Genomic DNA, 12,780 nt, shown 5'->3' with positions numbered 1-12,780 from the left:
GCCTCCTGCCTCCTACCTCCTGCCTCCTGCCTCCTACCTCCTGCCTCCTACCTCCTACCTCCTACCTCCTACCTCCTGCCCCCTGCCCCCTGCCTCTTGCCTCTAATCTCCAACCGCTGAACGCTCCTTTGATCCACATAAAGACAAAACCCCACGCACTCTCGTACGTGGGGTTCAGTGTTCAGCCATCGGGCGCCGCAGGCTGACAGTCTGCCAACACGCGGTGCCTAGCCGGGCACGCTGTCATGCGGTCACAAGAGGCTGCCGGCGCCGCAACCTGTCGCCGGCAGCATGCGTCACTCGTTTCCCGAATGCGGATGCTCGACCGGCGTTTCCGGCGTGGCGAAGTCGAATGGGCTCGCGTGCTCTTCCTCTGCCGCAATCTGCTCGAAACGCTCGCGATCCGCCGTCTCCTTGCTCTTGCGCGCCTTGTGGAACGCAAGCCCCGTACCGGCCGGGATCAGGCGACCGACGATCACGTTCTCCTTCAGGCCACGCAGGTCGTCGCGCTTGCCCATGATCGCGGCTTCGGTCAGCACGCGCGTCGTCTCCTGGAACGAGGCAGCCGAGATGAACGAATCGGTCGACAGCGACGCCTTCGTGATACCCAGCAGCACGTTCTCGTAGGTTGCCGGCCGCTTGTCTTCCGCGATCATCCGGTCATTCTCGTCGAGCATGTCGGAACGCTCGACTTGTTCGCCCGGGATGAACCGCGTATCGCCGTTGTCGACGATTTGCACGCGGCGCAGCATCTGGCGCACGATCACTTCAATGTGCTTGTCGTTGATCTTCACGCCCTGCAAACGATACACGTCTTGCACTTCATCGACGATGTAGCGCGACAGCGCTTCGACGCCCTGCAAGCGTAGGATGTCGTGCGGATCAGCCGGCCCGTCCACGATCATCTCGCCCTTGTTGACAACCTGGCCATCGTGCACAAGCACCTGCTTTTCCTTCGCGATCAGGAATTCGTGCTGATTGCCGTCCAGATCCGTGATGACCAGGCGCTGCTTGCCCTTCGTGTCCTTGCCAAACGACACCGTCCCGGTGACTTCCGCCAGGATGCCCGCATCCTTCGGCGAACGCGCCTCGAACAACTCGGCAACCCGTGGCAGACCGCCGGTAATGTCACGCGTCTTCTGCGACTCGGTCGGAATCCGCGCCAGCACTTCACCGACTTGGACTTGCTGACCATCCTTTACCGTGATCAGCGCACCGACCTGGAAGCCGATCTGCACCGCATGCTCGGTTCCCGGAATCTTCACTTCATCGCCGGTCGCATCGAGCAGCTTCACTTGCGGACGCACGCTCTTGGACGACTGCGAGCCGCGGCGCTTGGAGTCGATCACGACGAGCGTTGACAGGCCGGTCACTTCGTCGATCTGCTTCGCGACGGTCACGCCCTCTTCGACGTTCTCGAACTTCACCGTGCCACCGTACTCGGTGATGATCGGACGCGTCATCGGGTCCCACGTCGCGAGCTGCGTACCGGCCTTGATCTGCACGCCGTCCAGCTGCAGCAGCGTCGCACCGTACGGAATCTTATGGCGTTCGCGCTCGCGGCCGTGATCGTCCGCGATGACCACTTCGCCGGAGCGCGAAATGACGATCTGCTCGCCCTTCGCGTTCGTGACATAGCGCATCGTCGCGGTGAAGCGCGCGGTACCATTGGACTTCGCCTCGACGCTAGAGGCCACCGCCGCGCGCGAAGCCGCGCCACCGATGTGGAAAGTGCGCATCGTCAGCTGCGTACCCGGCTCGCCGATCGACTGCGCGGCGATCACGCCGACCGCCTCGCCCACGTTCACCAGCGAGCCACGTCCCAAGTCGCGACCATAGCACTTCGCGCACAACCCGTAGCGCGTTTCGCAGGTCAACGGCGTGCGCACGCGCACTTCATCGATACCGAGGCGCTCGATTTCCTCGACTGCGGTTTCGTCCAGCAGCGTGCCCGATTCGTACAGTGTCTCCTGGGTTTCCGGATCGACGACGTCGGCCACCGCGACGCGGCCGAGAATCCGGTCGCGCAGGGCCTCGACGACTTCACCGCCTTCGACCAGCGCCTTCATTGCCACGCCCTGGCTGGTGCCGCAATCGTCCTCGACCACCACGAGGTCCTGCGTCACGTCAACCAAACGACGGGTCAGATAGCCCGAGTTCGCCGTCTTCAACGCGGTATCCGCCAAGCCTTTACGTGCGCCGTGCGTCGAGATGAAGTACTGCAGCACGTTCAGGCCTTCGCGGAAGTTCGCGGTAATCGGCGTCTCAATGATCGAGCCATCCGGCTTGGCCATCAGCCCACGCATGCCCGCCAATTGGCGAATCTGCACCGCCGAACCACGGGCACCGGAGTCCGCCATCATGTAGATCGAGTTGAACGACTCCTGGCGCGTCTCGTTGCCGCCGCGGTCTACCACCGGTTCGGTCGACAGCTGCTCCATCATCGCCTTGCCGACCGACTCGGACGTCGCCGACCAGATGTCAACCACGTTGTTGTAGCGTTCCTGCGCGGTGACCAGGCCCGACATGTACTGGCGATCGTATTCCTTGACCTTTTTGGCGGCCTCGCCCACGATCGTTTCCTTTTGCGGCGGCACGAGCATGTCGTCGACGCAGATCGAGATCCCGGCACGCGTGGCCAGCCGGAATCCGGACTGCATCAGCTGGTCAGCGAAGATCACTGTCTCGCGCAGGCCGCAACGGCGGAAGGCCGTGTTAATTAGCCGCGAGATCTCCTTCTTCTTCAGCGGTTTGTTTAGTACGCTGAACGGCAAACCCGGCGGCAGGATCTCCGACAAGATCGCACGGCCAACGGTGGTCGCATACAGCGAGACCTTCGGCACAAACTTCGGCGCACCGTCGGAGCGATCCTCGTTGACCACCATCTCGGTGATCCGCACGTTCACGCGCGAGGCCAACTCCACTTCTTTGTTCTCATATGCTCGCAGGACTTCGCTCACGCCGGTGAAGGTCATCCCTTCACCCTTCGCATTGATCGCTTCGCGCGTCGCGTAGTACAGACCCAGCACGATATCTTGCGACGGCACGATCGACGGATCGCCGTTGGCCGGGAACAACACGTTGTTGGACGCGAGCATCAGCGTGCGCGCCTCCATCTGCGCTTCAAGCGACAGCGGTACGTGCACGGCCATCTGGTCGCCGTCGAAGTCGGCGTTGAACGCCGCGCACACAAGCGGGTGCAGTTGGATTGCCTTGCCTTCGATCAGCACCGGCTCGAACGCCTGGATCCCCAGACGGTGCAGCGTCGGCGCGCGGTTCAGCATCACCGGGTGCTCGCGGATCACCTCTTCGAGGATGTCCCACACGACCGGCGTCTGGCTTTCAACTTCCTTCTTTGCCGCCTTGATCGTCGTCGCGACGCCCATCACCTCAAGTTTGTTGAAGATGAACGGCTTGAACAACTCGAGCGCCATCAACTTCGGCAGGCCACACTGGTGGAGCTTGAGCGTCGGACCGACGACGATCACCGAGCGGCCCGAGTAGTCGACGCGCTTGCCGAGCAGGTTCTGGCGGAAGCGGCCGCCCTTGCCCTTGATCATGTCGGCAAGCGACTTCAGCGGTCGCTTATTGGCGCCGGTCATCGCCTTGCCGCGGCGCCCATTGTCGAGCAACGAGTCGACCGCTTCCTGCAACATCCGCTTTTCGTTGCGCACGATGATCTCGGGCGCCTTCAGTTCAAGCAGACGCTTCAACCGGTTGTTACGGTTGATCACACGACGATACAGGTCGTTCAGGTCCGACGTCGCGAACCGGCCGCCGTCCAGCGGCACCAGCGGACGCAACTCCGGCGGCAGCACCGGCAACACCTCGAGAATCATCCAGTCCGGCTTGATGCCTGAACGCTGGAATGCCTCGAGCACCTTCAAGCGCTTCGCGTACTTCTTAATCTTCGCTTCGGAGCCGGTGTTCTTCAGCTCGGTGCGAAGCTGCTCGACCTGCGCATCGATGTCGATCGAGCGCAGCAGCTCGCGCACCCCTTCCGCGCCCATTTCGGCGCGGAACTCATCACCGTACTCCTCGACCTTATTGTAGTAATCCTCTTCGGTCATGATCTGCCGCGCCTTGAGCGGCGTCATGCCCGGATCGATCACGACATAGGCTTCGAAGTACAGCACGCGCTCGATGTCGCGCAATGTCATGTCGAGCACCATGCCCAGGCGCGACGGCAGCGACTTCAGGAACCAAATGTGCGCGACCGGCGAGGCAAGCTCGATATGGCCCATGCGCTCGCGGCGCACCTTCGCGAGCGTCACCTCAACGCCACACTTCTCGCAGATTACGCCGCGGTGCTTCAAGCGCTTGTACTTGCCGCACAGGCACTCGTAGTCCTTAATTGGGCCGAAGATCTTCGCGCAGAACAAACCATCGCGCTCCGGCTTGAACGTGCGGTAGTTGATGGTCTCCGGCTTCTTCACTTCACCAAACGACCACGACCGGATCTTGTCCGGCGAGGCCAGACCGATCTTGATCGCATCAAAAATTTCTTCTTGTTGGACTTGCTTGAATAGATCGAGCAAAGCTTTCATCGCTTCTCTCCAGTAGTCCGATTAGTTCCGGTCCAGGTCGATATCGATACCGAGCGACCGGATTTCCTTCACCAGCACGTTGAACGACTCCGGCATCCCCGCGTCGATCACGTGGTCGCCCTTCACGAGGTTCTCGTACACCTTCGTGCGCCCCGTCACGTCGTCCGACTTCACCGTCAGCATTTCTTGCAACACATACGATGCGCCATACGCCTCAAGCGCCCACACTTCCATTTCCCCGAAGCGCTGACCGCCGAACTGCGCCTTGCCGCCCAACGGCTGCTGCGTCACCAGCGAGTATGGGCCGGTCGAGCGCGCGTGCATCTTGTCGTCGACCAGGTGGTGCAGCTTCAGCATGTGCATGTAGCCGACCGTCACCGGGCGTTCGAACGCCTCGCCCGTGCGCCCGTCGTACAGCGTCACCTGGTTCTTCGACTTCGTCATCCCAAGCTGCTGCGCCACCTCATCTGGGAACGCGAGATCGAGCATGCGCGAAATCTCTTTCTCGTGCGCGCCGTCAAACACCGGCGTCGCGAACGGCACGCCTTCCTTCAGGTTCTGCGCAAGCTCGACGATTTCATCATCGGACATTTCGTCGATCGACTCCGGATGACCCGATTCGTTATAGACCTTTGTCAGGAACGATCGCAGATCCTGCACTAGCGTCGCTTTCTTGGCTTGCAGCATTTCGCCGATACGCCAACCCAAGCCCTTTGCGGCCCAGCCCAAGTGGGTCTCGAGAATCTGGCCGACGTTCATCCGCGACGGCACGCCTAGCGGATTCAGCACGACATCGCACGGACGGCCGTCCGCCATGTATGGCATGTCTTCAACCGGAACGATCTTGGAGACAACACCCTTATTCCCGTGGCGGCCCGCCATCTTGTCGCCCGGCTGCAAGCGGCGCTTGACCGCCAGGTACACCTTGACCATCTTCAGCACGCCCGGGGGCAGTTCATCGCCTTGCGTGAGCTTCTTGCGCTTTTCCTCGAACGCGAGGTCAAACTGATGGCGTTTTTGCTCGATCGATTCCTTGATCGCTTCCAGTTGCGCCGCTGCGTCCTCGTCGGCCAGCCGGATGTCGAACCAGTGATAATGGTCGAGGTCATCCAAGTATTCGCGCGTGATCTTCGCGCCCTTCGCCAGCTTCTTCGGACCGCCGTTCGCAATCTTACCGTCGAACATCCGCGCCAGCCGCTCGAATGCGTCGCCTTCGACGATGCGCAACTGGTCGTTCAAATCCAGCCGATAGCGCTTGAGTTCGTCATCGATGATCTGCTGTGCACGCTTATCGCGCTGGATCCCTTCGCGCGTAAATACTTGCACGTCGATCACGGTGCCGGTCATGCCCGACGGCACGCGCAGCGACGTATCCTTCACATCGGATGCCTTCTCGCCAAAGATCGCGCGCAGCAGCTTTTCTTCCGGCGTCAGTTGCGTCTCGCCCTTCGGCGTCACCTTGCCGACCAGCACGTCGCCCGCTTCGACTTCGGCGCCGATGTAGACGATGCCCGATTCGTCCAGGCGGCCCAGCTGTACTTCAGCCAGGTTCGAGATGTCGCGCGTGATTTCTTCCGGCCCGAGCTTCGTGTCGCGCGCCACGACATTGAGCTCCTCGATGTGGATCGACGTATAACGGTCGTCGGCGACGACGCGCTCGGAGATCAGGATCGAGTCCTCGAAGTTGTAGCCGTTCCACGGCGTGAACGCGACCAGCATGTTCTGGCCGAGCGCGAGCTCGCCCAGGTCCGTCGATGCACCATCGGCGATCACGTCGCCACGCGCGACACGGTCGCCGACCTTCACGATCGGGCGCTGGTTGATGTTCGTGTTCTGGTTCGAGCGCGTGTATTTGATCAGATTGTAGATGTCGACGCCGACCTCACCCGCCACCGCTTCGTCATCGTTCACGCGAATCACCACGCGACCCGCGTCAACATAGTCGACCACGCCACCGCGGAACGCCTGCACCGTCGTGCCGGAGTCCACCGCGGTCGTACGCTCGATACCGGTGCCAACCACCGCTTTTTCCGGTCGCAGGCAAGGCACCGCCTGCCGCTGCATGTTCGAACCCATCAATGCACGGTTTGCGTCATCGTGCTCGAGGAACGGAATCAGCGAGGCGGCCACCGACACAATCTGCGACGGTGCGACGTCCATATATTGGATCCGGTCCGGCGTGACCATCAGCGTTTCGCCAGCTTCGCGGGCTGAAACCAGCTCGTCAATCAGCTTGCCTTCGTCGTCGATCGCCGCATTCGCCTGCGCGATCACGTACCGACCTTCCTCGATCGCAGACAGGTAGTCGATTTGGTCGGTCACCTTGCCGTCGATCACCTTCCGGTACGGCGTCTCGAGGAAGCCGTATTCGTTCAGGTGCGCGTACAGCGCGAGCGAGTTGATCAGGCCGATGTTCGGACCTTCCGGCGTTTCGATCGGACACACGCGGCCGTAGTGGGTCGGGTGCACGTCGCGCACCTCGAAGCCAGCACGCTCACGCGTCAAGCCGCCCGGTCCCAGCGCGGACACACGCCGCTTGTGCGTGATCTCCGACAGCGGGTTGGTCTGGTCCATAAACTGCGACAGCTGCGACGAGCCGAAGAACTCGCGAATCGCCGACGAAATCGGCTTCGAGTTGATCAGGTCGTGCGGCATCAGGTTCTCGCTCTCGGCCTGGCCAAGACGCTCTTTCACCGCCCGCTCCACGCGCACTAGGCCAGCACGGAACTGGTTTTCGGCCAGCTCGCCGACACAGCGCACGCGGCGGTTGCCGAGGTGGTCGATATCGTCGACCTCGCCCTTGCCATTGCGCAACTGGACCAGAATCTTAATCGCCGCGAGGATGTCATCGTCGGTCAGTGTCATCGGGCCGTGAATCTCGTCACGACCGACGCGGCGATTAAATTTCATGCGACCGACCTTCGACAGATCGTACGCATCCTCGCTATAGAACAGACGGTTGAACAACGCCTCGACCGCTTCCTCCGTCGGCGGCTCACCCGGCCGCATCATCCGGTAGATCGCGATGCGCGCAGCAGTCTTGTCGGTGGTCTCGTCGATACGCAGCGTCGACGAGATGTACGGACCCTGATCCAGATCGTTCGTATACAACGTCTGGATTTCGTTCACGCTCGCTTCGCGCAGCTTCTCGAGCACACTCTCGGTGATCTCGTCATTCGCATTGGCGATCACTTCGCCGGTGTCCGCGTCGATCACGTTTTTCGCGAGGACACGACCGATCAGGTAGTCCTCCGGCACCGAGATGTACTTCGTCTTCGCATTCTCGAGGTCGCGGATGTGCTTCGCGTTGATCCGCTTGTCCTTCTGGACAATAACCTTGCCGTCCCGGTCGGCGATGTCAAAGCGCGCGACCTCGCCGCGCAGCCGCTCCGGCACGAATTCCATCTGCGCGCCTTCGTTCATCAACGTGAAGTTGTCGAACACGAAGAAATTCGCCAGGATCTGCTCAGGCGTCAAGCCGATGGCCTTCAACAGAATCGTCACCGGCATCTTGCGGCGACGGTCGACACGGAAGTACAGAATGTCCTTCGGGTCGAACTCGAAGTCCAGCCACGAGCCGCGGTATGGGATGATGCGCGCCGAGAACAACAGCTTGCCCGAGCTGTGCGTCTTGCCCTTGTCGTGCTCGAAGAACACGCCCGGCGAGCGGTGCAACTGCGAGACGATCACGCGCTCGGTGCCATTGATCACGAACGAGCCGGTCGGCGTCATGAGCGGAATCTCGCCCATGTACACTTCCTGCTCCTTAACTTCTTTGACGACCGGCTTAGTCGGCGATTCCTTGTCGAGGATCACCAGGCGAACTTTTGCCCGCAACGCGGAGCAATAGGTCAAGCCGCGCTGCTGGCACTCTTTGACGTCGAACGCCGGCGACGACAGCGCATAGCTGACGAACTCGAGCCGAGCAAAGCCATTGTGCGAGACAATCGGGAAGACCGATGTGAACGCAGCCTGCAGCCCTTCCGGCTTGCGTTGCGTGGCAGGCACATCCGCTTGCAGGAAAGTGCTGAATGATTCAAGCTGGGTGGCCAGTAGGAAAGGAACCGGGTGAACGATGGGGCGCTTCGCGAAACTCTTGCGAATACGCTTCTTCTCGGTGAAGGAATAGTGCATACGATCTCCGAATCACGGCGGGGTGGTTCATTGCTCCGACAGCAGTGAACCGGATTGCCCGAGTGTTCACCGACTGAGACCCTGTGGCCGTCCAAACGCTCGAACGGACCAAGAAGCTTGGTGGTTGGCCGCTACCAACCGCTGGCTGACGGCAGCGGATGCCCATGTTGCCCGCTACCCGACCAAACTTGCCTTCTGCAGTCGCTTCAGAAGACAAAGAAAAGGGCATGTGCTCTGCACGGTGACCTTTTCTTTGACTTCTCTGGCGATCATCGCGGTGCCCGACCTGCATGGCGCCCGCCAGATTCACAAAGCGCAAAAAGGCTGACGGTCCGAAACCGCCAGCCCTTCGCGCAAAATGCCGAAAGTTATTTGATTTCAGCTTTTGCGCCAGCGTCTTCGAGCTTCTTCTTCGCTTCTTCAGCGGCAGCCTTGGGCACCGCTTCCTTCACGGGCTTCGGTGCGCCGTCAACCAGGTCTTTCGCTTCTTTCAGGCCCAGGCCCGTCAGTTCACGAACGGCCTTGATGACCGACACCTTGTTCGCACCGGCTTCGAGCAAGTTGACCGTGAATTCGGTCTGCTCTTCCGCCGCCGCAGCAGCACCGCCGCCGGCACCCGCCGGACCCGCAACGGCCAGCACAGCGGCCGACACGCCAAACTTCTCTTCGAACGCCTTGACCAGCTCGTTCAGTTCCAGAACCGACATCGCGCCAACGGCTTCCAGGATGTCTTCTTTTGCGATTGCCATTTAAAATACTCCTAACTTGGAATTTGGATTCTCAGCCAACGATCCGCGGCCAACCGGGCTTGCGCCCGGCCGCCTGTCAGGCCGCCTCGCCCTGCTTCTTTTCGGCCAGCGCGGCCAAAGCACGCGCGAAGCCGGAAACAGGTGCCTGCATGACGCCCAGCAGCTTCGCGAGCAGTTCCTCGCGGCTCGGAATGGAAGCCAGCGCTTGCACGTCAGCCTTGTCCATCACCTTGCCTTCGTAGGAGCCGGCCTTGATCACGAGCTTGTCGGTGGTCCTGCCAAAGTCATGGATGACCTTGGCTGCCGCGACTGCGTCGTCCGAAATGCTATAAATCAAGGGACCGGTCATCTGCTCTGCGAGCGGGGCAAACGGCGTACCTTCGACCGCGCGACGCGCGAGCGTGTTCTTCAACACGCGCAGGTACACCTGTTGCTCGCGCGCCTTCGCACGAAGCTTGGTCAGATCGCCAACCGCAATCCCACGATATTCGGCCAGCACGATGGTCTGAGCTTTCGCGACTTGCGCAGAAATCTCAGCCACGACGGCCCGCTTATCTTCACGATTGAGTGGCACGTTTAACCTCCAGATTCGGTCCGCTAGGGGTCGTTCCGACCACGTCGCGCACCGCGTTTCATAAACGGCGTCCGAGGTTGTTAGGAGTATTTCCGCCGGTACACCTGTCACAGTGCCCGGTTTCCATTCTGCAAAACTGTTTCGGGTTCGCCATCTGCGTTGGCTTCTGATTAAGGTCAGGCGATACAACCACCCTTCCGCCAACGGTCTTTGACAACCGGCTGCGTCGTCCCACAGCAACGACACAACCGCCCAAAGCCTGTGTGCGGCGAAGCGCGACCATCGTCGCATCTCGCCGCGTTATCGATCGTTACGCGACAACCGTGCTCGAGTCGACGCGCACACCGACGCCCATCGTGCTCGACACCGCGATCTTGCGCAGATAAACGCCCTTGCTCGTCGCCGGCTTCGCCTTTTGCAGCGCGTCGACCAACGCGGCAAGGTTGGACTTCAGCGCGGTCGGTTCGAACGACGCGCGGCCGATCGTTGCATGGATGATCCCGGCCTTGTCGACACGGAACTGCACCTGCCCCGCCTTCGCGTTCTTCACCGCGGTCGCCACGTCCGGCGTGACCGTGCCCACCTTCGGATTCGGCATCAAGCCGCGCGGACCCAGGATCTGGCCGAGCGTACCCACCACGCGCATCGTATCCGGCGACGCGATCACGATGTCGAAATTCAGATTACCCGCCTTCACTTGCTCAGCCAGGTCTTCCATCCCGACGATGTCCGCGCCCGCGGCCTTTGCCTGCTCCGCCTTGTCGCCTTGCGCGAACACGGCAACGCGCACGCTCTTGCCGGTGCCGGCCGGCAACACAACCGAGCCACGCACCACTTGGTCCGATTTTTTCGCGTCAATACCGAGCTGCACCGCGACATCGATCGACTCATCAAACTTAGCGGTCGCGCATTGCTTCACGAGCGCGAGCGCATCGTCCACGGGATACAGCTTCAGGTGATCGACCTTGCCTTCCAGTGCCTTCAGGCGCTTTGAAACCTTGGCCATTTACACACCCTCCACGGTAATGCCCATCGAACGGGCGCTGCCAGCGATCGTACGAACCGCCGCATCGAGGTCGGCTGCGGTGAGATCCGGCATCTTCGTCTTGGCAATTTCTTCGGCTTGTGCGCGCGTGATCTTGCCCACCTTGTCCGTGTGCGGCTTGCTCGAGCCTTTGTCGACCTTCGCCGCCTTCTTGATGAGCACGGTTGCCGGCGGCGTCTTCAGGACGAACGTAAAACTCTTGTCCGCATAGGCGGTAATCACGACCGGCGTCGGCAGACCCGGCTCGAGGCTCTGCGTTTGCGCGTTAAACGCTTTGCAGAACTCCATGATGTTCAGGCCACGCTGACCCAGCGCCGGGCCGACGGGCGGCGACGGATTGGCTTTACCTGCAGGAATCTGCAGCTTAATAAAGCCGATGATTTTCTTTGCCATTTGAAACCTCGGGTGAACGCCTGGCGTTTGGTGAGTGATAACGCGCTTTCCGGCAAACCGTACCAGCGCTCCTCAACAGCCAATGAAGCGGGCTGTCAACACTTTGCCGCGTGACGCGTTGCGTCACGCACGAAACCCATATCAGACCTTCTCAACTTGGCCGAACTCAAGCTCAACCGGCGTCGCGCGACCAAAAATCGTCACCGAGACACGCACGCGCGACTTCTCGTAATTGACTTCCTCGACGCTACCGTTGAAATCTGTGAACGGACCTTCCTTGACGCGAACCAGCTCCCCGACCTCAAACAGCGTCTTCGGCCGCGGCTTTTCGACGCCCTCCTGCATTTGCGACATGATCTTGTCGACTTCGCGCTGCGAGATCGGGCTCGGACGGTTCCGTGCGCCGCCAACGAAACCGGTCACTTTGGCGGTATTTTTCACCAAATGCCAGGTTTCGTCTGTCATTTCCATTTCGACCAACACATAGCCCGGAAAGAACCGGCGCTCGGTGACCGACTTATGCCCGCCCTTGATCTCGACGACCTCTTCGGTCGGGACCAAGATCTGGCCAAATTTATCCTGCATGCCAGCACGCTCAATGCGCTCCTGAAGCGCACGTTGCACGCTTTTCTCCATACCGGAGTAGGCGTGCACGACGTACCAACGCTTTCCACCCGATGACGCTGCGCTATCGCTCATATCATTTCCAACCTAGAATTAGCGAGAAGATGACCCATTCGATGGTCTTATCGCTAACCCAAAGATAGATCGCCATCACGAGCACGAAACCGAATACGACCAACGTCGTCTGGCCAGCCTCTTTGCGGGTTGGCCACACGACCTTGCGCACCTCGCGGTACGAGTCCTTCGCGAATGCAATAAAACCCTTGCCTGACGCAGAGGCGAGCGCCGCCGCGATGCCCGCGGCAATGCCGACCACCAGCGCCGCACCACGCACATACCACTCGTGCGTACCCAGCAGGTAGAACCCGGCGATCCCGGCGATCACGAGCAATACGCCCAGCGCAAGCAAGAGCTTGTCGCTTGCGGTATTCACAGTTTCGACGGATGGATTCGCCATAACACCTTAAACGAACGCGCCGCATAAGCGGCGCTGTAGTGGCAGGGGCAGAGGGAATCGAACCCCCAACCTTCGGTTTTGGAGACCGACGCTCTGCCAGTTGAGCTATACCCCTAAAACCCTGTTGAGGCGGCAACCGCCGCCCCTATCGTGATCATCGAATAACTGGCTTACTCGATGATTTTGGCGACGACACCGGCGCCGACGGTACGGCCGCCTTCGCGGATCGCAAAGCGCAGGCCTTCTTCCATCGCGAT

The 12,780-nt window shown here is 60.8% G+C and carries 9 protein-coding genes, 1 tRNA gene and 1 pseudogene; 1 reads left to right on the top strand and 10 read right to left on the bottom strand.

Annotated features, from left to right (window positions below; translation table 11 throughout):
• Positions 1-296: 296 nt before the first annotated feature.
• Complete coding sequence (rpoC, locus tag KQH55_RS03470) at positions 297-4,547, bottom strand: DNA-directed RNA polymerase subunit beta' (RefSeq protein WP_076785649.1); 4,251 nt, start codon at positions 4,545-4,547, stop codon at positions 297-299.
• Between the two features lie 21 nt (positions 4,548-4,568).
• Positions 4,569-8,681, bottom strand: coding sequence for a DNA-directed RNA polymerase subunit beta (gene rpoB, locus KQH55_RS03465; RefSeq protein WP_076785650.1), 4,113 nt, complete (start codon positions 8,679-8,681; stop codon positions 4,569-4,571).
• Between the two features lie 124 nt (positions 8,682-8,805).
• Between rpoB and KQH55_RS03460 the strand changes: the two genes are divergently transcribed.
• The gene (locus KQH55_RS03460) at positions 8,806-9,009 is read left to right on the top strand and encodes a hypothetical protein (protein WP_139337013.1); all 204 of its coding nucleotides are present in this window, start codon (positions 8,806-8,808) and stop codon (positions 9,007-9,009) included.
• Positions 9,010-9,049: 40 nt separating this feature from the next.
• Here KQH55_RS03460 and rplL read toward each other — a convergent pair whose 3' ends face one another.
• From rplL to KQH55_RS03420, 8 genes and pseudogenes are all read right to left on the bottom strand, one after another.
• Entirely contained in the window at positions 9,050-9,430 is a 381-nt protein-coding gene (gene rplL, locus KQH55_RS03455; protein ID WP_235090212.1) for a 50S ribosomal protein L7/L12, read from the bottom strand.
• 76 nt (positions 9,431-9,506) lie between these two features.
• Positions 9,507-10,004: a 50S ribosomal protein L10 gene (gene rplJ / locus KQH55_RS03450; RefSeq protein WP_076785652.1), complete on the bottom strand. Its 498-nt coding sequence runs from the start codon at positions 10,002-10,004 to the stop codon at positions 9,507-9,509.
• A 310-nt stretch (positions 10,005-10,314) separates the two neighbouring features.
• Positions 10,315-11,010 carry a 50S ribosomal protein L1 gene (rplA, locus tag KQH55_RS03445; protein ID WP_076785653.1) on the bottom strand — a complete coding sequence of 232 codons (696 nt, stop codon included), beginning with the start codon at positions 11,008-11,010 and terminating at the stop codon, positions 10,315-10,317.
• Entirely contained in the window at positions 11,011-11,442 is a 432-nt protein-coding gene (gene rplK / locus KQH55_RS03440; protein ID WP_041753253.1) for a 50S ribosomal protein L11, read from the bottom strand. It abuts the gene before it with no gap.
• A gap of 141 nt (positions 11,443-11,583) precedes the next feature.
• A complete protein-coding gene (gene nusG, locus KQH55_RS03435; protein WP_013434764.1) occupies positions 11,584-12,141 on the bottom strand; it encodes a transcription termination/antitermination protein NusG in 558 nt (185 codons plus the stop codon).
• A 1-nt stretch (position 12,142) separates the two neighbouring features.
• Positions 12,143-12,523 carry a preprotein translocase subunit SecE gene (gene secE, locus KQH55_RS03430; protein ID WP_076785654.1) on the bottom strand — a complete coding sequence of 127 codons (381 nt, stop codon included), beginning with the start codon at positions 12,521-12,523 and terminating at the stop codon, positions 12,143-12,145.
• Positions 12,524-12,562: 39 nt separating this feature from the next.
• Positions 12,563-12,638 (bottom strand) — tRNA-Trp (locus KQH55_RS03425).
• Positions 12,639-12,693: 55 nt separating this feature from the next.
• Positions 12,694-12,780 (bottom strand): annotated as a pseudogene (locus tag KQH55_RS03420) (elongation factor Tu); the annotation flags it as partial.

Origin of the sequence: Mycetohabitans sp. B3, from assembly GCF_021498065.1 — a bacterium.
GTDB lineage: Bacteria > Pseudomonadota > Gammaproteobacteria > Burkholderiales > Burkholderiaceae > Mycetohabitans.
This window is presented reverse-complemented; position numbering and strand designations above follow the sequence as displayed.